The 20,782-nt window shown below is 68.8% G+C and carries 19 protein-coding genes; 3 read left to right on the forward strand and 16 right to left on the reverse strand.

The features are described from left to right. Positions 1–434: 434 nt before the first annotated feature. The 7 genes from FHS00_RS06950 to FHS00_RS06980 all read right to left on the reverse strand — a co-directional run bounded on the left by FHS00_RS06950 (position 435) and on the right by FHS00_RS06980 (position 9,278). Complete coding sequence (locus FHS00_RS06950; protein ID WP_183471236.1) at positions 435–1,493, reverse strand: ABC transporter ATP-binding protein; 1,059 nt, start codon at positions 1,491–1,493, stop codon at positions 435–437. Then, entirely contained in the window at positions 1,493–2,767 is a 1,275-nt protein-coding gene (locus FHS00_RS06955) for an MGH1-like glycoside hydrolase domain-containing protein (protein ID WP_183471238.1), read from the reverse strand. The genes FHS00_RS06950 and FHS00_RS06955 overlap by 1 nt, the downstream gene beginning before the upstream one ends. Before the next feature lie 5 nt (positions 2,768–2,772). Continuing rightward, the gene (locus tag FHS00_RS06960; protein ID WP_183471240.1) at positions 2,773–3,981 is read right to left on the reverse strand and encodes a carbohydrate ABC transporter permease; all 1,209 of its coding nucleotides are present in this window, start codon (positions 3,979–3,981) and stop codon (positions 2,773–2,775) included. Then, positions 3,978–5,282 carry a sugar ABC transporter permease gene (locus FHS00_RS06965; RefSeq protein ID WP_221188750.1) on the reverse strand — a complete coding sequence of 435 codons (1,305 nt, stop codon included), beginning with the start codon at positions 5,280–5,282 and terminating at the stop codon, positions 3,978–3,980. The genes FHS00_RS06960 and FHS00_RS06965 overlap by 4 nt, the downstream gene beginning before the upstream one ends. Before the next feature lie 88 nt (positions 5,283–5,370). Then, positions 5,371–6,717, reverse strand: a complete 1,347-nt coding sequence (locus tag FHS00_RS06970; protein WP_183471242.1) for an ABC transporter substrate-binding protein — start codon at positions 6,715–6,717, stop codon at positions 5,371–5,373. A 23-nt stretch (positions 6,718–6,740) separates the two neighbouring features. Then, complete coding sequence (locus FHS00_RS06975) at positions 6,741–7,847, reverse strand: LacI family DNA-binding transcriptional regulator (RefSeq protein WP_343064588.1); 1,107 nt, start codon at positions 7,845–7,847, stop codon at positions 6,741–6,743. Positions 7,848–8,000: 153 nt separating this feature from the next. Then, positions 8,001–9,278 carry a glycerate kinase type-2 family protein gene (locus tag FHS00_RS06980; protein ID WP_183471244.1) on the reverse strand — a complete coding sequence of 426 codons (1,278 nt, stop codon included), beginning with the start codon at positions 9,276–9,278 and terminating at the stop codon, positions 8,001–8,003. A 125-nt stretch (positions 9,279–9,403) separates the two neighbouring features. Here FHS00_RS06980 and FHS00_RS06985 point away from each other — a divergent pair, with 125 nt between their 5' ends. Further along, the gene (locus FHS00_RS06985) at positions 9,404–10,414 is read left to right on the forward strand and encodes a LacI family DNA-binding transcriptional regulator (RefSeq protein WP_183471246.1); all 1,011 of its coding nucleotides are present in this window, start codon (positions 9,404–9,406) and stop codon (positions 10,412–10,414) included. 19 nt (positions 10,415–10,433) lie between these two features. Continuing rightward, positions 10,434–11,654 (forward strand): AGE family epimerase/isomerase, encoded by a 1,221-nt coding sequence (locus FHS00_RS06990; RefSeq protein WP_183471248.1) that lies wholly within the window; start codon positions 10,434–10,436, stop codon positions 11,652–11,654. A gap of 73 nt (positions 11,655–11,727) precedes the next feature. On the opposite strand, the gene FHS00_RS06995 is transcribed toward FHS00_RS06990, so the two are convergent. The 8 genes from FHS00_RS06995 to uxuA form a co-directional block, all read right to left on the reverse strand. Beyond that, entirely contained in the window at positions 11,728–12,021 is a 294-nt protein-coding gene (locus tag FHS00_RS06995) for a DsrE family protein (protein ID WP_183471250.1), read from the reverse strand. A 1-nt stretch (position 12,022) separates the two neighbouring features. After that, entirely contained in the window at positions 12,023–12,754 is a 732-nt protein-coding gene (locus tag FHS00_RS07000; protein WP_183471252.1) for an ABC transporter ATP-binding protein, read from the reverse strand. Continuing rightward, positions 12,739–13,509: an ABC transporter permease gene (locus FHS00_RS07005; RefSeq protein WP_221188751.1), complete on the reverse strand. Its 771-nt coding sequence runs from the start codon at positions 13,507–13,509 to the stop codon at positions 12,739–12,741. The genes FHS00_RS07000 and FHS00_RS07005 overlap by 16 nt, the downstream gene beginning before the upstream one ends. Beyond that, a complete protein-coding gene (locus FHS00_RS07010; protein ID WP_183471254.1) occupies positions 13,506–14,507 on the reverse strand; it encodes an ABC transporter substrate-binding protein in 1,002 nt (333 codons plus the stop codon). The genes FHS00_RS07005 and FHS00_RS07010 overlap by 4 nt, the downstream gene beginning before the upstream one ends. Before the next feature lie 392 nt (positions 14,508–14,899). Then, entirely contained in the window at positions 14,900–16,147 is a 1,248-nt protein-coding gene (locus tag FHS00_RS07015) for an extracellular catalytic domain type 1 short-chain-length polyhydroxyalkanoate depolymerase (RefSeq protein WP_183471256.1), read from the reverse strand. A gap of 32 nt (positions 16,148–16,179) precedes the next feature. Next, positions 16,180–16,584 (reverse strand): CopG family transcriptional regulator, encoded by a 405-nt coding sequence (locus FHS00_RS07020; protein WP_183471258.1) that lies wholly within the window; start codon positions 16,582–16,584, stop codon positions 16,180–16,182. 357 nt (positions 16,585–16,941) lie between these two features. Continuing rightward, the gene (locus FHS00_RS07025) at positions 16,942–17,985 is read right to left on the reverse strand and encodes a histone deacetylase family protein (protein WP_183471260.1); all 1,044 of its coding nucleotides are present in this window, start codon (positions 17,983–17,985) and stop codon (positions 16,942–16,944) included. Positions 17,986–18,121: 136 nt separating this feature from the next. Beyond that, positions 18,122–19,339, reverse strand: a complete 1,218-nt coding sequence (uxuA, locus tag FHS00_RS07030) for a mannonate dehydratase (RefSeq protein ID WP_183471262.1) — start codon at positions 19,337–19,339, stop codon at positions 18,122–18,124. Positions 19,340–19,440: 101 nt separating this feature from the next. On the opposite strand from uxuA, the gene FHS00_RS07035 reads away from it, so the two are divergent. Continuing rightward, on the forward strand, positions 19,441–20,154 hold the full coding sequence (locus FHS00_RS07035) for a GntR family transcriptional regulator (RefSeq protein WP_221188752.1): 714 nt from the start codon (positions 19,441–19,443) through the stop codon (positions 20,152–20,154). Between the two features lie 132 nt (positions 20,155–20,286). Here FHS00_RS07035 and FHS00_RS07040 read toward each other — a convergent pair whose 3' ends face one another. Beyond that, positions 20,287–20,688: an acyl-CoA thioesterase gene (locus tag FHS00_RS07040; protein ID WP_183471264.1), complete on the reverse strand. Its 402-nt coding sequence runs from the start codon at positions 20,686–20,688 to the stop codon at positions 20,287–20,289. Positions 20,689–20,782: the final 94 nt, after the last annotated feature.

Below are 20,782 nucleotides of genomic sequence, written 5' to 3' on the forward strand. Positions count from 1 at the left end.
CGCCGAGGTGTTCCGGGCCAAGATGCTGGAGAAGAGGACGTGAGCGCCCTACCCTCCAACCACCGCGGAGTCGCGGTTCAAGTATCGCTCACCACACTTCTGCTTTGCAGAGCCGGTGACAATTCTGCTTGGTTGCAACATCTAATGAAGCTGTGTGCGCCGCTCAGGCTCAGACCTCATTACGTTCCCCGACGCGCTAATGCACCCTCCATGCCCGAGGGGTTGGATGCGTGGCTTCCTTCGCCTGCCACATATTCCGGGTCCCCGGAAACCCAGTTCGGCATCGCATGCATGCACCGCCTCCCGGCCCTCGCAAGGGCCGAGAGTTACCCACCAATAAGAGGCTCGATCGGAAAAAGGCGTGGCAGGACCTGTTTCCCTGCAGCATTGCGTCTCCTTATGAATTCCCAAGCGCGGGCTTCCGGGCCGAAGCCTCAGGCTGACCTGACGCTTTGCTCCTGAGCATCGAAGAAATGGAGCTGCGACGTGTCGAAGCCGAGGCCGACCCGGTCGCCGGGGACGAGCGTCGTGCCGCCGATGACCCGCACCGTCACCTTGCCCAGGGTGCCGCCGCAATCGACGATCACGTTGGTGTCGGCGCCGAGATATTCGAGCAGGTCCACCGTGCCGTCGCAGGCCCCCTGCCCCTCGGGCAGCATTTCGATGTGCTCGGGCCGAATGCCGAGCGTCACCGCCTCCGTCGCGCCGGTAAACATACCTCCGCGCCCGCCTTCGAGCTGCCATTCGCCACGCGCGGTGCGGCAGGGCAGCACGTTCATCTTGGGGCTGCCGATGAACTGCGCGACGAAGAGGTTGGCAGGATGCTCGTAGAGCTCCTTGGGCGTGCCGACCTGCGCAATCTGCCCCGCCGACAGCACGACGATCCGATCGGCCAGGGTCATCGCCTCGATCTGGTCATGGGTGACATAGATCATCGTCGATTTCAGCGTCTGGTGCAGCTTGGCGATCTCGTAGCGCATCTCGACGCGCAGCGAGGCGTCGAGGTTCGACAGCGGCTCGTCGAAGAGGAACGCCGTCGGCTCGCGCACGATCGAGCGGCCGATGGCGACGCGCTGGCGCTGGCCGCCCGAGAGGTCGCGGGGCCGCCGGTCGAGATACTCCTCGAGCCGGAGCGCGCGCGCGGCCTCCGCCACCTGCCGCTCCCGCTCGGCCGGCTTCACGCCGGCGGCCTTGAGCGAGAAGCCCATGTTCTCGGCCACCGACATGTGCGGGTAGAGCGCGTAGGATTGGAAGACCATGGCGAGGCCGCGCTTGGAGGGCGGCTCGGCGGTGGCGTCGCGATCGCCGACCATGATCTGCCCACGCGAGGTGCCCTCGAGCCCGGCGATCATCCGCAGGAGCGTGGACTTGCCGCAGCCCGACGGCCCGACGAAGATGACGAATTCGCCCTCCTCGATGGCGAGGTCGACACCCTTGATGACCTGCACCTCGCCGAACCACTTCTCGACGTCCTTGAGCTCGATGGATGCCATCACGCACCTCCTTTCGTGTCGGCCGCCAATCCCGCCCAGGTGAGCCAGATCGCCGCCGTCCAGGTGAAGGCATCGCCGCCGCAGGGCGTGCCGTCGATCGGATCGAAATATTCGAAGAAGCCGTGCGCCTCGATCAGCTCCGCGGTCTCGCGGCGCAGCCGCTCGGCGGCCGCGTGGTGGCCGCGGTCCTTCAGCCCGATCGCCATCAGCGCGTTGACCACCGGCCAAGAGGGCCCACGCCAGTAGCGGCGCGGGTCGAAGTCGGCCGAGGCCGGATCGGCCGAGGGAAAGCCGTAGCGCACCGCGTCCCACAGCTCGGTCATGCGGACGTCCAGCTCAGGGCTTTCGACGCCCGCGAGATAGGCGAGGAAGGCGGCCGAGCCGATCCGCCCCGAAAAGCGCCCGGTCTTGAGGTCGCGCGCGTCGTATCCACGCGTCTCCGCGTTCCAGATCGACGGCACGGCGGCGCGCAGATCGGCGGCCCAGCCCTCGATCTCGCTCACGTCGTGGCCGAGCGTGCGGCCCATGGCGGCGAGGTCGTCATGCGCGCGCAGCAGGATGAAGGTGATGCCCGGATCGGCCATCAGGAACGGGCCGTTCTTCACGATCTCGGCCTGGTCCCAGCCACATTCGCGACCGAACTGCACCATGGCGATGTAGCGGTCGTAGTCGGCCTTGCCGGGACGCATGGACGGGTCGACATGGCCGGTGTCGCGGCGGGTGTATTCGCCGACATTCGAGCCGTCGACATTTCTCATCCCGATGTCCCAGTCGGGGCAGTTGTCGCGCCCGGATTCCCAGGGATGGGTGATCGCGACCACGCCCGAGCCGCAACGGTAGTCGCGCCACCAACGGTGCCAGGCGAGCATTTTCGGGTAGAGCGCCGCGATGCGGTCGCGGCCCGCCTGCGCGTCTATGTCGAGGATCAGCCGGGCCATGGTCGCGGCCACGGGCGGCTGGCTGATGCCGGAGGTTTCGGGCGACTTGCCCGTGCCCCAGACATCGGGACCGGGGAAGTAGCCCGGATCGGGCTTGTGGAAGATGATGTGCGGCACCATGCCGTCGTCCCATTGGGCCGAGAACAGCGTGTCGAGTTCGGTCCAGGCCCGGTCGAGGTCGAAGGTCGCGAAGCCCCAGGCGGCAAAGGCGCTGTCCCAGTTCCACTGGTAGGGATAGAGCCCGTCGGTCGGCACGGTGTAGCCGCCGCGGTCGTTGCCGCGCAGGATCGCGCGGGCCTGCTCATCGAGGGCGGGCGAAATGCGGGGGTTGGTCATGGAAGTCATCCTTTGACGGAGCCTGCGGTGAGGCCTTTGGTCATGAAGCGTTCGAGCCCGAGGAACAGCGCCATGATCGGCACGGTGGCGATCACGGAGCCCGCCATCAGGTGCTGGCGCGGGATCTCGGAGGAGTTGAGGGCGGCGATGCCGCGGGTGAGCGTGAATTTCGACGGGTCGTCGAGCAGCATGAAGGCCAGCAGGAACTCGTTCCACGCGATCATGAAGACGTAGAGCGACACGCTCGCCAGCGCCGGCATCGACAGCGGCAGGGTGATCTGCCAGATCACCTTGAGCCGCGACAGCCCGTCCATGAGACCGGCCTCCTCGATCTCGGCCGGTAGCCCGCGGAAGTAGCCCTGCAGCATGTAGAGCGCGACCGGGATCGTGGTGACCGGGTAGATCAGGACGATGCCGAAGATCGAGTTGCGCAGGCCCAGCATCGAGAAGGCGATGTAGATCGGCAGCGCCAGCACGATCATCGGCACCATGTAGATCAGCAGGATCGAGCGTGAGATCATCGCCCGTCCCGCGAAGCGCAGCCGCGCCACCGCGTAGGCGCCGGGGATGGCGAAGATCAGCGTGATGATCACGGTGAGCACCGAGACCAGGAACGAGGTCCACAGGTAGCTGCCGAAGTTGAACTGGCCGAACAGCTCGGCATAGCTGCGAAACAGCCCCCAGCCCTTGGACAGGTCGATCGAGAAGTCGAGCGGGTTCTGGATCAGCTCGGACTGGTTCTTCAGCGAGGTCATCACCATCACGTAGAAGGGGATGGCGACGATGGCGGTGAAGAAGATGTAGCCGAAGCCGTTCAGGAAGCGGATCACCGCGGCCTCGAATTCGTGCCGGGTGAGCGCGCCGGGGCGGCAGCCCTGCATCATCGCCGCGATCGGCCAGCCAATGGCGGCACCGGCAACGCCGCCCGCCAGCAGCGCGGTCCAGAGCGCGACGTCCGGCCCGGTGACCACCGCCGCCACCGGCGTGACGGCGAGGATGGCGCCGAGGGCGAGGCCCACCGGCCCGGCCAGCCGCGGCATCGCCACGGCGAGGGTGCCGAGACCGGCCCCGAGAAGTCCCGCGCCGATGCCGCCGGGGCGGTAGGCGCCGCCCGTGGCGAAGGAGAAGACGACGGCGGTGGTGGTGGCGATGACCAGCGCCCAGAGAAGGCCCAAGAGCGGCCCCGCGACATATCCGTGACGGAACATGCTCATAGCCCCTCCTCCTGGCTGATGAAGCGGAAGAACAGGAAGCTGAACACCAGCAAGCAGCCGAAGATCACCACGGCCACGGCCGCGCCCGCCCCGATGTTGGAGACGGCGAAAGCCTGTTCATAGACGTTGACGGTGAGGGTCCGGGTGCCGGCATTGCCGCCAGTGAGCAGGAAGATGTCGTCGAACTTGTTGAAGGTCCAGATGAAGCGCAGCAGGAACAGCACCGACAGGATGCCCAGAAGCTGCGGCATCGACAGGTACCAGAACTGCTGGAACGGGCTGGCCCCGTCCATGTCGGCGGCCTCGTACATGTCGGTGTCGATCGACTGCATCCGGGCGAGGATGAAGAGGAACGAGAGCGGGAAGTAGCGCCAGACCTCGAACAGGATCACCATGATCAGCGCCAAGGGCCGCTGGCCGAAGAAGTTGATCGCCTCGGTCGTCACGCCCATCTGGATCAGCAGCGCGTTGGCCGAGCCAGAGAACGGGTCGAACAGGATGATCCAGGTGAAGGCCACGGCGATCACCGGCGCGACATAGGGAAAGAGGTAGAGGCCGCGCAGCACCCCCTGCCCCCGGAACGACTTGTCCAGCAGCAGCGCCGCGAAGAGACCGAAGAGCAGCGCGCCAATGGTGCCGAAGACGGTGTAGACCAGCGTCACCCACAGCACGCCCCAGAACTCGGAGCCGTCGAAGACGCGGGCGAAGTTCTCGAAGGTGAAATTGCCGGAGGTCAACACGTTGGGGGCCTGGCCGGTGAGGCCCGGCGGGCTGTCGGGCAGCTCCATCCCGGCATCGGCAAAGCCCTGACCGATGGTGACCGGGATCTCGATGGTTTCGCGGTGGCCGCCCTCGAAATCGCCGAGCTCGCAGGTCAGGGCCAGCCCGTCGAGCGCGCAGCGCGGGTCGAGATCGCCGATCTCCAGCCCCTCGGGCAGGGTGTCGGTGAGGACCACGCCGGTGATCACCTGATCCTGGCTCGAGTTGCGCAGCCGGTAGCGCAGCGTGGCGTCGTCGCCCACCGCTTCGGGGCGGCCGCGCAGATCCTCGCTGACCACCGGGGTCGGCGGGCGCAGATCGGCGAGGCCGACAGGCTTCACGCTGATCCAGAAGATCGCCAGCAGCGGCAGCACGACCACGAGGGTCACGGCGGTGACGGTGGGCAGCAGGAGCCCCCAGGCAAGACGTGCCTCGCGGCGCTCGAGCGGGTTGCGGCCCTTTGGGGGGCGCGCGGCGGGCCGGCTCGTCTCGGCGCTCTGGCCGAGCGGCACTGGCCCACTTCGTGGGGTCTGGGCGGTCATGGTCCGGTCCTCGCGGATGGCGGATGGAAAATGGGGATTTGCGGGCGGCCCCGCGCGGGGAGGAACGCGCAGGGCCGCCAGGCCGCGATCACTGGATCGCGGCCAACTCGTCGTTCATCGCCTCGATGGCGGCCGGTGCGTCGATCTGGCCATCGATGTACTGACGCACCACGCGGTTGATGGCCTGCGAGTTGATCATCTTGGAGGCCAGCGCCAGCTGCCCCTCCTCGACGCCCCAGCGCTTGGCCACGTCGAGGCCGCCGACGATCTCGTCGATCATCTCCTGGTCGTAGAGCTCGGACATCGGCTTCTTGCGATCGACGCCCATCGGAAGGGCGGCCCAGGATTCCGAGAACTCCTCCGGGTTCTCGGCGGTGCCGCGCCGCACCGGGAACTTGCCCTCGGGCGCGATCGACAGCGTCTTGGTGTAACCCTCGTTCATCGAGAACTCGACGAACTCCATCGCCGCGTCGGTCGAGGCGTCGTTGGTGATGCCGAAATAGCGGATGTCGGCCCAGGCCGCGCCCTCGGGATTCGAGGGGCCGGAGAAGTTGGTGACGATGCCGGTCTTCGAGGCCAGCTCGGGCGAGGTCGGATCGTCGTTGATGGTCGGCGGGTTGCTGTCGCGCAGGCCGGCAAGCTCGTCGAGGATGAAGGGCGACCAGATGATCATCGCCGCATCGCCGGAGAAGTAGAGCGAGCGCGACTGGTCCCAGTAGAGCTCGCCCGGCGGCGAGGCTTCGGCGATCGCCTTGTAGAACTCCAGCACCTCGGTGGTCTTCTGCTCGTCGAGCGGCTGGAAGCCGTCGGGGCCGACCGGCGAGACGCCGTTGGCGAGGAAGACGTGCTCGAGCACCTGGCTCATGAAGTTCTCGTCGACCTTGGTGGCGGCGACGAAGCCGTACATCTCGGGCGGGTTGTGCAGCGCCTCGATCGCGGTGCGGACCGCGTCGAAGGAGGTCGGCGCTTCGAGCCCGGCTTCCTCGAACAGGTCCTTGCGGTAGATGATCATCTGGGTCCAGCCATCGACCGGCACGCTGGCATAGCCGCCGCCTTCCAGCGCCGCCATCTCGAGCGCGCCGGGCGCGAAGGTGTCCGCACCGAGGTTCTCGATCACGTCGGTCGCGGCATCGATGTCGAGGATGCCGGCCTCGGCCCAGGGCAGCGCGTATTGCAACGTGTGATAGATCACGTCCGGCAGGTCGCCCGCCGCATAGGCCGCGGTGGCGCGGGTGCCCAGATCGCTCTCGGTGACCGGGATCACTTCGACCGAATGGCCCGAAGCCGCCTCGAACTCGGCCGCCAGCTCCTGCTGGGCGGCGAGCCGCTCGGGCTGCTCCTCGGTGGTCCAGAAGCGCAGGTTCTCGGCCTGCGCGGCCCCGGCGCTCAGCGCGATCAGCGCGGCACCTGCCATCAGGCGGGTCTTGTAGGTCATGATGTCTCCTCCCTTGGTGAAAATCATGTGGTTTCGGTGGCGAGGCGCTTCGACAGCGCCTCGGAACTCAGCCGTGGCGGACCGGCCGATCCGCGATCCGCGAAAGCGGCGCGGGCGGTCTCGCGCAGGGTCTCGGGGGCGGCGCCGCGGATGCGGTCGATCAGCAGTTCCGCGAGCCGGTGTCCCGCCGCGCGGGTGTCGACCGTGAAGGAAGACAGCGGCGGTTGCACATGGGCGCCGTCCGGCACGCCGTCATAGCTGATCACCGAGACGTCGCGGCCTACCGCGAGCCCCCGTTCGGCGCAGGCCCGGTAGAGGCCCAAGGCCGCGTGGTCGACCGCGAATACCACTGCCGTGGGCGGCTGCGGCAGCGCCAGCAGAGCGCGCGTTTCCCGCGCGCCGTCATCGGTGTTGAGCGCACCGCCGCGGATCAGCTCCGGATCCTCCGGCAGCCCGGCCGCATCGAGGCCGTCGCGGTAGCCCTGAAGGCGCAGGCGGCTGTAGTTGTAGGCAGTGCCGCCATTGACGAAGGCGATCCGCCGGTGGCCGAGACCGGCGAGATGCAGCACCGCGTCGCGCATCGCCGCCTCGCCGAGGATGTCGAACCAGGCGCAGCCCTCGGGATCGGCGGTGCGGCCGAACATCACGAATGGCACGCCCCGTGCGCGCAGCAGCGCCACGCGGGCGTCATGCGACAGGGTGCGCGGCAGGATGAAGCCGTCGGCCTTCCGGTCCTCGACCAGCTGCTCCATGGTGCGGACCGCGTCGGCTTCGCTGTCGGCCGTGGCCACGGTGAGGGTCCAGCCCTCGGCGCTGGCGGCCACGGAGATGCCGGCGAGGAAATCCGCGAGGAACGGGCGTTGTGCGTCGTGATCGCCGATCTGCACCACCAGCCCGAGCGCCCGCACCCGGCCGGTCCGGATCGCCTGCGCGTGGCTGAGCGGGCGGTAGCCCATGGTTTCGGCGCCCCGGCGCACCCTCAGACGGGTCCGCTCCGAGATGTCGGGATAGCCGTTCAGCGCACGGCTCACGGTGCTCTTGCTGAGCCCCAGTGCCGCCGAGAGCGCGGTGATCGTCACCCGCCCCGGCTGCGCCTCGCCCTCCCCGCGATCTTGGATTGCCTTGGTCACTTCGAATCTCCCTTGATTCGAAGCTCGGCTCCGAAACCGGTTTCGGCAATTGGTATTTCGTTAAAGCAGGGAAATTTCGACGCTGCAGCGCCGCATAAAAAGACCGGCAGTCGTGAACTGCCGATCCTTGTGGTTTCTTTGAGGCCCTGTGCCTCAGCCTTGAGGAAGGATGAGCAAGGCCCTGAAATCATTGACGTTGGTCAAGGTCGGCCCGGTCACGACCTGCGCGTTCACGCGGGCAAAGAAGCGATGCGCGTCGTTGTCCGTGAGCGCGGCTTCCGCCGCCTCCCGTCCCGCCTTGGCCAGGCTGTCAGGCCCGACGCAGGCCCCGGCCACTTCGTCCGCGCCGTCGACCCCATCAGTGTCGCAGGCCAGAACATGGATCCGTGGATCGCCCTCCAGGGCGATCGCTGCGGCCAGCGCGAACTCGGCATTCGGGCCGCCCCGTCCCTTGCCGCGGCGGGTCACCGTGCATTCGCCGCCCGACAGGAGCAGAACCGGCGCGCTGTCCGACGTCATCGCATCCGCGATCCCGCGCGCCATGCGTACCTGTTCCCGCGCGAGGTCGCGCGCTTCTCCTTCCAGCGCGTCGCCCAACATCCGGACCTCGCAGCCCGCCTGGCGCGCCAAAGCGGCCGCCGCCTCGAGCGATTGCGACGGCGCGGCGACGGTCCGGGTCTCGGAGCGGGCCAGCCGGGGATCGCCGGGCCGCACAGGGTCGGTCCCGGCCGCCAGCGCCGCGCGCGCCGAATCCGGCACGGCGATGTTCCAGCGCTCGATGATGTGGAGCGCCTGCTCGGGCCTGCTGATGTCGGCAACGGTGGGCCCGGAGGCAATCTCCGACGGGTCGTCGCCGGGGACGTCCGAAATCACCAGCGTCATGAGCCGCGCCGGGTAGCAGGCCGCGCCGAGCCGTCCGCCCTTCACGCGGCTCAGCTGCTTGCGCACCACGTTCATCGCCGAGATCGGCGCACCCGATGCCAGCAGCGCCTCGTTCACAGCCTGCTTGTCCTCCAGCGTCATTCCCTCGGGCGGCGCGCAAAGCAGCGCAGAGCCACCGCCCGAGATCAGCGCTAGCACGTGATCCTCGGGCCCCAGCCCCGCCAGCATGTCGAGGAGCCGCTTCGTGGCTTCGAGCCCGGCCCGGTCCGGCACCGGATGCGCCGCCTCGACGATCTCGATGCCCATGCAGGGCCGCGCATAGCCATAGCGCGTCAGGACCAGCCCCTCGCAAGGGCCATAGACCGCCTCCACCGCCTCGGCCATGCGGGCGCTGGCCTTGCCCGCCCCAATCACCAGCAACCGCCCCTCGGGCCGCGGCGGCAGGTGGTCGGCCATCACCTCCATCGGATCGGCCCGCGCGACGGCGGCGGCGAACAGCGCTTCGAGAAAGACGCGCGGATCATTGGTGGGCTGTGGAACGGTTGTCATGCGGTGTCCTCCTCGCCGACGGGATCGATTGCGACGCCGTTTCGGCAGACAGACGTTGCGCGGCCGAGGTATAACGTTGTATCACGTGGCTGGAAAGCACTAGCTGCGCGGGCGGAACACGGAACATGGCGCACAGACCCAAGCTCAGCACCGTCGCCGCCGCAGCCGGTGTCTCGACCGCCACGGTCAGCCAGGTGCTGCGCGGCACGGGACGGATATCGCCGCAGACGCGGGACAAGGTGCTCGCGGCGGTACAGGAGGTGAACTACCTCCCCGACGGACGCGCCGCCGCGCTGCGCTCCGGCGAGAACCGCGAGATCGGGCTGGTGCTGCATCACCTCGCCAACCCGTTCAACGCCGAGGTCGTCAGCGGGGTGAGCGACCGGCTGGAGCGGGCCGACCACCTCGTCTCGGTGCTCGATTCCCGCGACGATGCGGCGCGGGAGGGCCGCAACCTGCGCGCCCTGATCGCCAGCATGCGCGGCGGTCTGATCTGGGTCCCGGCAAGCGGCACCGACGCCGCCACTCTTGACCTGCTCGTGGCGCAGCGCCTGCCGGTGGTCACCTTCCTGCACCGGGTCGCGGAGCGCTTCGACCATGTCGGGCTGCGCAACGCGGCGGCGCTCGGTCGCGCGGTCGACCACTTGGTCGAGCTTGGCCATCGCCGCATCGCCTATCTCGGCGGCACCTCGCCGCGCGCCCCACGCGCCGAGCGGATCGCGGGCTATGCCGCGGCCCTCGCGGCGCATGACCTCGGCGCGCCCTTGGTGCTTCCCTGCGAGGACAGCAAGGCCGGTGGCCTCGCCGCCATGCTGGAGCTGCGCAATGCGCATCCGGAGGTTACGGCGATCGTGTGTAACGGCGACATGGTCGCGCTCGGCGCCTGCCTCGGACTGCACCGGCGCGGCGAAACGCCGGGGGGGGAGGTTTCGGTGATCGGCTTCGACGACGTCGCCGACGCGGCGCTGGCCACCCCGGCGCTCACCACCCTTTCGATCGCGCCTTACGAGCTCGGCCAGCACCTGGCCGAGCGGCTTCTCGCGCGGCTGGCCGACCCCGCCGCCGCCCCCGTTCACCAGGATCTCGATGCCTCGCTGGTCCTGCGCGACACCACCGCGCCGCCCCTGCCCCGATGACCTTTCCGGAGACGCCGTCATGACACTCGCCCCCCGCTGGACCGACCGGCCCGACCACCGCCAATGGCTCGCCCGCGAAGCGGATGATCTGCTGCGCCTGTTCGAGACCGAGAGCATCGACCCCGAGGGCGGCTTCTTTCCACTCGACGCGCAAGGCCGCGCCATCCGCGAGGAGAGCCTGCGCGAGATCCACGTCACCACGCGCATGGTGCATTGCTATGCCCTCGCCGCGCAGATGGGCCGCCCCGGGGCGATGACGATCGTCGATCACGGCCTGCGCTTCCTGCGCGAACGGCACCGCCAGCCGAATGGTGGATATGCCTGGGGCGTCACCTCTCGGGACGTGCCCGACCCGCGCCTGACGGGCTACGGCCACGCCTTTGTCCTGCTCGCCGCCGCCAGCGCGAAGAAGGCCGGGCACCCGGATGCGCAGGGGCTGCTGGATGACGTGACCCGGGTGATCCGGGACAGGTTCTGGGAGGAGGACGCCGGCGCGATCCGCGAGGGCTTCGACGCCGAGTGGCGCGAGATCGAGCCCTATCGCGGCCAGAACTGCAACATGCACCTGACCGAGGCCCTGATGGCCGCCTTCGAGGCCACCGGCGACGCGGAGCATCTGCGCATGGCCGAGCGGATCGCCGAGCTGATCGTCAACCGCCGCGCGCGCGAGAATGGTTGGCGGCTGGCCGAGCACTTCCACGCCGATTGGAGCGTCGATCACGGCTATGACGGCGATCCGATGTTCCGCCCCGCCGGGCTGACGCCGGGCCATTCGCTCGAATGGGCGCGGCTTCTGGTGCAACTCTACGAAACCGGTGGCCGCAGGCTCGACTGGGCGCCCGAGGCGGCGCGCGCCCTGTTCGATCGCGCGGTGACGGATGGCTGGGACCGGGAAAAGGGCGGGCTCTACTACACGCTGGGCTGGGACGACCGCCCCGCCATTTCCGAGCGCTACTGGTGGCCGGTCTGCGAGGGCATCGGCGCGGCTCATGCGCTCTCCGAACTCGACGGCGATCCCGCCTACGAGAAGTGGTACCGGCGTTTCTGGGACTTCGCCGCGTTGCACCTGATCGACCGCGAACATGGCGGCTGGCACCCGCAGATCGATGCCGATGGTCGCCCGTCCTCGGACCCGTTCTTCGGCAAGCCGGATCTCTACCACGCGCTGCAGGCCTGCATCATCCCGCTGCATCCACTGACCGGCAGCCCATTCGCGCAGCCGCCCAAACCGGCCGGATAGGGTCAGGCAGGCGGCGCCGTTTCACCGCACCGGCCCCCCGCCTCGAGGCGCGGGGCCGTGCGATGCCGAAACCTCAGGCCCGCATGTATGCCCAGCCGTCGTGCTGCCGCGTCGCGATGTGCAGCACGGCGGCGGGAACGATCCGCGCCGATTGCGGAGCGGTGAGATCCTGCGCGGCCAGCGTATTGCCGCAAAGCAGGAGCGGCGGCTCCAGCTCGCCGGAGTCGAGCGCGGCGGGCACGGCACCGGCATTGGCCACGATCTCGACCTCGGCGGTGGGATCGGCGCGCAGCAGGTTGCGGGCGTTGGATCGGGCCCGCGCGAGCGCGGCCGGGGTGGGGGCGTGGATCAGCAGTCGCAGGACCATGTCACAGGGCCTCCTGGATGTCGGTGACGAGCGGCACGAAGCCCGGATCTTCGCGGCGATCCTGCAGCGGCAGCGTGACGCGGCGGTCGAGGGCGATGCGGGCGGGCTGGCCGGAAAGGACGATGACGCGCTCGCTGAGCAGGGCCGCCTCGGCGATGTCATGCGTCACGAACAGGATCGCAGCACCGGAGGCCGACCAGATCCGCAGCAACTCGTCCTGCAGCGCGCCGCGCGTCAGCGCGTCCACGGCCGAGAAGGGCTCGTCCATCAGCAACACGTCGGGGCGCACCACCAAGGCGCGGGCGATGCCGCCGCGCTGCACCTGCCCGCCGGAGAGTTGGTGCGGGTAGCGGTCGGCAAGATGCTCCATCCGGGTCAGTTGCAGCACCTCGTCGACCCGCTCGCGGCGTTCCTTCGCGGTGAGCGAGAGCCCTTCGAGCCCGTATTCGACGTTGCGCCGAAGCGTGCGCCACGGCAGCAACCGGCCATCCTGGAACACGATGGCGCGCCGGCGCTGGCCGGGCCGCTCGGGGCTGGTGAGATCGATGGTACCGGCATCGGGGGGCAGCAGCCCGGCGATGGCGCGCAGCAGCGTCGACTTTCCGACGCCAGAGCCGCCGACCAGCGAGACGAAGCCGCCCTTTTCGATGTCGAGATCGAAGTTCTCGAGCGTCGGCCTCTCGGCGCCGGGGAAACGCAGGGTGAGCCCGCGCGCGGTCAGGACGGGCGCCATGCGAGCAGCCTCCCCTCGATCAGCGAAAACAGCGCGTCGGAGAGCGTGTAGACCACCGAGATTGCCAGCATGTAGACCACCACCGCCTCATAGGCACCGACGCCGGCGGCGGCGTTCATTTCCTGGCCCATGCCGGGCACGCCCAGAAGCTCGGCCGCGATCAGCGTCATCCAGGCCTGGCCGACGCCGGTGCGCAGCCCCGACAGGATGCCCGGCGAGGCGGCGGGCAGGGTCACCGAGCGGTGCCGCTTGAAATAGGCGCTCTGGCCGAAGGCGCGGGCCAGTTCGTGGTAGCGCGGGTCGACGTTGCGCACGGCGGCATAGGTGGCGAAGTAGTTCACCCAGAACACGCCGATCGAGATCACGAAGGCCGCGCCCGCATGGCTCACCTTGAACCAGGCGATGGCAAAGACCACCCAGGCCAGCGGCGGGATCGGCCGCAGGATCCGCGCCAGCCAGGCATGCGCGGCGTCGAGCCATGGCATGGTGGCGGTGGCGAGGCCGACAGCCACGCCCAGCACCGACCCGAGGGTCAGCCCCCAGACATAGTGGATCAGCGAGGAGCCGATCGCGGGCATCAGCCGCCCCGAGGCGATCTCGTCCCGGATCGCGGCCGGCACGAGGAACGGATCGGGCATGGTGCCGGGCGAGGTCCAGCCGAAGCTGCCCGCCGCCTTCCACAGCGCGATGAAGGCGACGAGACCGGCGGCGCCATACACGGCCCGCCGCATCCCGCGCGGCGCGGCGGTGCTCATCGTGCGGCTGCGCGCTCGAAGACGTCGAGGTCGAACAGCGCGTCGAGATCGACCGGCTGCGCCAGCGTGCCGAGCTCGATCTGGAAGTCATGCATCGCGCGGGTGCCCTCGACGATGCGGTTCGGATCAGCGACGAACTGGTCCGAGGAGCGGGTGATCGCGGCCTCGACCACGGCCGGGTCGAGACGGCCGCCGCCGACATGCTTGGCCACCATCGGCGCGGTTTCCGCGGGATTGTTGGCAAGCTGCTCGGTCGCGGCGATATGGGCCGCGACGAGGGCCTCGACCGCCTCGGGCGACTGCTCGAGAAGCCCCTCGCGCACCGCAAGCACCGCGCCCGGCTGGTCGGGGAACATCTCCGCCCCGGCCGCCACCACCACCGCGCCCTCGACGCGGGCCAGCGTCGTCGAGACGACCGGCTCGAGGATCGCGGCGCCGTCCACGGCCCCGGTCAGCAGCGCCTGCTGCACCTGCGCTGTGCCCTGATGGATGATCTCGATCAGGTCGGGATCGATCCCGGCCTCTTCGCGCAGCCAGTATTGCAGCACGGTCTCTGGCACCGAGCCGGTCGGGAAGGTGGAGATCACCGGCTTACGGCCTTCCCGCGCGGCAAAGGCTTCGAAGGCCGCCGCGGCGTCGTTGCCCTCGAAATCCGCCGCCAGCGGCGGCAGGGCGACGAGCGAGATCTGCTCGACGATGTTGGAGGCGACGACCTTGATGTCGGCGCCGCGGCCGCGCGCCACCATGGCGGGACCGATGCCGAGATAGGCAACGTCGAGCTGTCCGGCGAGCAGCGCCTGCACCATGGCCGGGCCGTTCTGGAACTCGACCAGATCGGTGGAGAGCCCGGCCTCGTCGAGAGCGCCATTCTCCAGCGCCACGAAGAGCTGCGACACCGGCAGGATCGGCATGTAGCCGATCTCGATCTCGGTGTCCTGCGCCAGCACGGGGGCTGCTGCCAGGCTGGCGGCGAAAAGGGTGGTGATTGCGGTCTTCATTTCGGGGCCTCGCGCTGGTGTGGCAGTGACTTAGCCCGGCCAAGCGACCGGCGGGAGGAGGGGCCCGAGAAAAGGGAAAGCCGTCTTCGCGCGCCTTGCCGGAAAGACCATGTGTTCCGCACCGCGCCCAGGATTGAGAAGGCAATTCCCGTCCGAGAGGCGGAAGTGCGCGCGGCACTGCCCTTTGCCCGCGGCCTGATCGGCCACGCAACGAATTTGCCGGAATCGCGCCCCGCCGAAGCGGTCGGGGAAAGGCTGCGCGTCCCGACTGTTTCGAAATCGGGCTGCGATGAAATGCCGGTCTTTCAGGGTGAGGGCCATGTCGGCGTGGCAGTCGAAGGACGCGGGATGCCGTTGCACCGCCGCGCCCTCCGACCTCCGCCGGTTTTCGCTCAGTCGTCTTGAAGGAAGAACCGGATCATGGCCTTTGAGGCGTCGGGCCCCTGCGGGTCGGTATAGGTGCCGGCGGAGCTTCCGCCGGACCAGGCATGGCCCCCGCCTGCCACGATCCAGCTCTCGGCCCGGACCCGGCCCTCCGTGTCCTTGTGGAGCCTGCGGCGATAGGGGCGCGCCGACGCGTCTTCGACCGGGGCGGCGTCCTCGCCCTGCGATCCGAGGATTCGCTGCGCGTTGGAGATATCGACCGTGCGGTCGGAGTCGCCATGGATGACGATCAGCCGCGGCCCCGTGGCAGCGGCGGCACGTCCCGCCGAGCCCTGCCCGCGCATCGCGGAGAAGGCCGACACCATGTCCTGCGCGGCACCTGCGGGCAGTCCGGAATGCACCCCGATCGCCCCGAAGAGGGCGGGATGCGTCTCGGCAAGGATCGCCGCCATCGCGCCGCCCGCCGACAGCCCGGCCACGAAGCAGCGCTTCGGCCCGAGCCCGAACTCGGCGCGCAGCGCCTCCGTCAGCCCGGCCAGGATCGCGGGCTCCCCCTGCGCGGCCCGCTGATGCCCTGCCTCGAACCAGTTCCAGCACGCCATCATGTTGTGCTCGCGGGTCTGCTCGGGCCAGGCGACCGCGAAGCCGGCCGCCTCGGCGGCGGCGTTCATGCCGGTCCCCCGCGCGAAATCCTCCGGCGTCTGGGTGCAGCCATGCAGCATCACCACGAGGCCCTGCACCTGCGCGGCGCCGCAGGAGGGAATGTAGAGCCGGTAGTTGCGTGTACCTTGGGCGCAGCTATGGCTGCGCGACAGGAACTGCGCCCCTTCGGGCATCTCCGGCACCGCCGTGGAGCCGGGCGAGACGCCAACTCCGTTCGGCAGGCCCTGCCCCGGCAGCCCGGCGAAGGCACCCGTAGGCAATCCGGACCGCGCGCCGCCAAGCGGGCCGCAATCGGCACAGCCGGACATCTGCGCTTTCAACCGTGCGAACAGCGAGTTGGCCGGGGAGGTTTCGGCCTTGCCGCCTTCGCTCGCGTCCTCGCCACCGACGATCTCCGCGTCCTCGACGTGCGGATCGCGCCGCCATTTCGCGGCACGCGGCAGGCGGGGGGGCGTCGTCGCCGATTGTTCCGGCCGTTCGGACCCTGCGGTCCCGTTCAGCGCGGCCTGTATCTCGCGGGTGGCGCCCATCGGATCCTGCGCGCGCACGGCCGCCAACGCCCGCTTCATCGCGGCGCTCATATCGAAACTCATCTGCTCGTCCTTTCACGGCCCCCTGCGGGGCATCACGTCATCCTGTCCGCCAGGGCGGTCTTGAGAGCAGGGCTCGCCTGAAGCGCGCCCAGAACGGTCAGCGAGGCGATGGTCTGCCGCGCTAGATCGGGATCGATATCGGAGGCGAAGCGGGCCAGCCCGACGACGCGGATATGGAGCATTTCGCCGCGGTCACGCAGTGCTTCGAGATCGGCACGCAGAAAGTCGTAGAGACCCATCTCTAGCTGGTGCCGGGCAACGGAGCGGTCGATATCGTTGGACTGCGCCGCCAGTTGGGTGCGGATCGCGGTCCGGATGAAGTCGGTCCGATTGGTGAAGAAGCCCTCCTGCACGAGAAGATCGATCCGACCCAGATCGACCGGGCCGAGATTTATGGTGATCTTCTCGGTCTCGGCGGTCTTGTCCCTCTTGGCCATTCCAACTTCCCTGCGCCATCCACATGGATGGTATATGGAGGGCGAAACATGATTGGCAACCACTGTGTGTCGGCCGTGACGTCACGACTATGCGAGCGGTGTACGCAGGAGAGGGGGCCTCGATCCGGGCAGGATTGGCATGCATGAATTTTGAGTGGGTGCCGGGCCCCGACGGCTCATGTCGCTCGCGATCGTAATCCGGAATTCCTCCGCTGAAATCGCGTGACCTGGCCGGGGAGTTCAAACGGCGCGCTGAAAGGCCCGCCCCGCAATCCTTGCGGGGCGATGCCATCCGCCAAGAGGCCGGGGTAATCGCGGGCAGAGAGGCCGCCATTCAGGCGGCGCTTGCCCGCTTCGTCAGGTCGTGCGAACCGGAGCCGCCGCTTCCATCGCGCCACCGAGGAAGGCCGCGAGGTTGTCGGTGAGGTCGTCCGAAAGATAACCGCCCTCTTGGACCATCGCGAAAGGCAGGCCCGCTTCGGCGATCATCCGGCCCGCGACGCGGAAGCCCTCGGTCGTCACCGCCAACCCGCGCAGCGGATCGTTCTCATGCGCGTCGAGGCCGAGCGAGAGCACCATGGCGCCGGGGGCGAATTCGGCGATCCGGTCGAGCCCGCGGCGGATGGCCTCGTGCCACGGCGCGTCATCGCTGTCGCGCGCAAGGACGAGGTTGAGGTTGAAGCCCTCGCCTTCCCCCTGCCCCGTCTCGTGGGCATGGCCGTTGAAGAACGGGTAGTAATCCATCGGATCGGCGTGGATCGAAACCGTCAGGACGTCGGCGCGGTCGTAGAAGATCGCCTGCGTGCCATTGCCGTGATGCACGTCGATGTCGAGGATGGCGACCCGGTCGTGCTTTCGGCGCAGATAGGCGGCGGCGATGGCCGCGTTGTTCAGGAGGCAATGCCCCGAAGCGCTGTCGGCATCCGAATGATGCCCCGGGGGACGGCACAGCGCATAGGCCATGGGTTCGCCGTCCAGCACCGCCTGCGCGGCGGCGACGGCGCAATCGGCCGCGCGACGCGTGGCGATCCAGCTGTGTTCGCCGATCGGCGCGGAGGGATCGGCGAGGTGCCAGCCCGCACGCCCCAGGATATGGCGCGGATAGCTGGCGCGGTGCTTTTGCGGATGGGTGTTGGGCACAACCTCGGGCCCGGCATTCGGCAGTGCCTGCCATTCCGTCCAGGCGGTTTCGAGGAAGGCCACGAATTCCGGCGTGTGCACCGCCGTCAGATCGCTCGCCGCGCAGGCAGGCGGCGCCTGCGTCGCAAGCCCCAGCCGGTCGAGCCCGGCGAGCAGGAGCCGCCCGCGCTCCGCCCGTTCGGCGTTGCGCGCGACACGCCCATGGGTAAGGCGGAACTCCGGGTCGTGATCCATGGTCTCTGGGGCGTGAAAGCATTTCATGCGGGCCGGTCCTCCTGTCGCGCGGCGGGCTTGGGCGCCGAATGACGCCGTGCCGCCACGCTTGCAGATCATTGGGCGAAAATCCAACCCGTCCGCTGCCAGCGTCGAGCCGGATCGCCGGACCGGGCCAACCCGGTCATGGCTTCAGCCCATGCGCGGGATGGTCGAGCGCGGTCATGACGCCGCGCAGCTCGGCCAGCCCCTTCAGCCGTCCGATCGCCGGGTATCCCGGCTGGGCGCGGCGCTTCAGGTCGTCGAGGATGTCCTGCCCGTGATCGGGCCGGAACGGGATCGAGGCATCGGCGCGGCCCTCGGCCCGGCGCCGCGCTTCCTCGCGCAGCACTGCCGCGATGAATGCCACCATGTCGGTGTCGCCGCCCAGATGCTCGGCCTCATGGAACGAGCAAGGCGTGCCTTCGCTTTCGCGGGTCACGTTGCGCATGTGCAGGAAATGCACCCGGTCGCCGAGCCGCGCCATCATGCCGGGGATGTCGTTGTCGGCCCGCGCGCCGAGCGAGCCGGAGCACAGCGTGATGCCGTTGGCGCGCAGCCTCACGGCCTCGATCACGGCGCGGTAATCGGCCTCGGTCGACATCACGCGCGGCAGACCGAGGAGGGGAAACGGCGGATCATCGGGGTGGCAGCAGAGCCTGAGCCCCAGCCGCTCGGCCACGGGCGCGACTTCCGACAGGAAATCGATGAGGTGGCCGCGCAGCCTCTCGGCCGACATGTCGGCATATTCGGCCAGATGACCCCGCACATCCTCGAGCGTGAAATGCTCCGCCGCGCCCGGCAACCCGAACACGATATTGGTCGTGAGCGCCCGCCGCGCCGCGTCATCCATCCGCGCGAAACGCTCCGCCGCGATCTCGGCCACGCCGGCGGGAAAGCTCTCCGCCGCGCCGGGCCGCTTCAGGATATGGATGTCGAAGGCCGCGAAATCATGCAAGTCGAAGCGCATCGCCGTGCCGCCATGGGCGACGCGGTAGGCCAGATCGGTGCGGGTCCAGTCCAGCACCGGCATGAAGTTGTAGCAGATCACCTCGATCCCGGCGGCGGCGAGGTTCTCCATGCTCTGCTTGTAGATCGCGAGATGCGCGCGCCAGTCGCCGGTCTGCTTCTTGATGTCCTCGGATACCGGCAGGCTCTCGACCACCTCCCAGGCGAGGCCGGATGGGCTGCCATCGGCGCGCGTCGCGATCTCGCGCTGCCGCCGCGCGATCTGCTCCGGCGTCCAGATCTCACCAGTCGGCACGTGGTGCAGCGCCGAGACGACGCCTTCGACCCCGGCCTGCAGCATGTCATCGATGCCGACCCCGTCCTTCGGTCCGAACCAGCGCCAGGTTTGCCGCATGATGATCCACTCCTCGGTATGCGATGGACCGTAGTCTGCAGCCTGCAAGTTTACAAGTATGGTAGTATACGTTAGCTTTGGGGCGGAACAAGAGAGCGCCCATGCCAGAAACCCAGCCCCGCCGTTTTGCCCTCGACGCCATGATCCCGGTCGGCCTCCAGCTCATCACGAGCCTGCGTGACCGCATCGTCGTCGGTGAACTGGCGCCGGGAACGCGGCTCTCCGAGCAGGACATCGCCACCGCCTACGGGCTGTCGCGCCAGCCGGTGCGCGAGGCGTTCATTCGGCTGGCCGGGGAAAAGCTCGTCGAGGTCCGGCCTCAGCGCGGCACCTTCGTGCGCAAGATCGACCTGGCAGAGGTCGAGACCTCGCGCTTCATTCGCGAGGCGATCGAAGCCGATATCGCGCGACTGGCGGCGGAGCGCGCGGATGCAGACGCCGTGGCCGAGCTGAAGCGCCTGATGGCGCAGCAGACAGAGATCGCGTCGCATGCGGGCAGCAGCTTCGTCGAACTCGACGAGCTGTTCCACGCCACCCTCGCGCGGATCGCCGACCGGGCCGACGCCTGGAGCTATCTCCAGCCGATCAAGATGCACATGGACCGTGTGCGGCATCTCACGGCGGCGAAGTTTCCGGTCGACCGGCTGGTCAGCCAGCACTGCGCCATCGTCGATGCGATCGCCGCGCATGATCCCGATGCCGCCGAGGCGGCGCTCCGGGCCCATCTCCGCGGGGTGCTTGAGGACCTCCCGAAGATCGCGCAGGCCCATCCCGATTTCTTCATCGCAGAGACGCTCAGGTCTGGTCGGTCATGAGGTGTCCGAGCCTGCGCCGATCTCCCCTGCCCTGAAGTTGAGTGACCAAAGCGCCGCGCGGCGAGCGCTCCTGCCGGCAGCACGGTTAGGATCTGGTAAGCCCGACAGGAACCGAGGGCCGTATGGTCCGCATCAGTCCTCCGGCAGGGCGCGCGAGCGGCCTTCGGCGTCGAGCGCGACGAAGACGAACTCGGCTTCGGTCACCGGAAAGCTCTCCATGGAGAAGCGATTGCGCGCCCAGGCCTCGACCCGGATCTTCATCGAGCTGCGGCCGGACGATTGCAGCCGCGCATAGAGCGTCACCTCGTCGCCGACCTTGACCGGGCGCAGGAACTGCATGCCGTCGACCGCCACGGTGGCGTTGCGCCCGCGCGAACGGGCGGCCGCGAGATTGCCGGCAGCGAGGTCCATCTGCGCCATCAGCCAGCCGCCGAAGATGTCGCCCGCCGGGTTGGTGTCCGCCGGCATGGCGATGGTGCGGATCACCAGATCCCCTTCGGGGCGCTTGCCGGAACTGCTCCGAATTTCGACCATGCCGCGCCCTTCCCTGCCACTTCCCCTACGAGGCAAGCGCACCGACCCCCGGAATTCAATCGGAGATCCCCCAGCCGCTATTTCAACGGCAGGC

This window comes from Limimaricola variabilis, from assembly GCF_014195545.1.
GTDB lineage: Bacteria > Pseudomonadota > Alphaproteobacteria > Rhodobacterales > Rhodobacteraceae > Limimaricola > Limimaricola variabilis.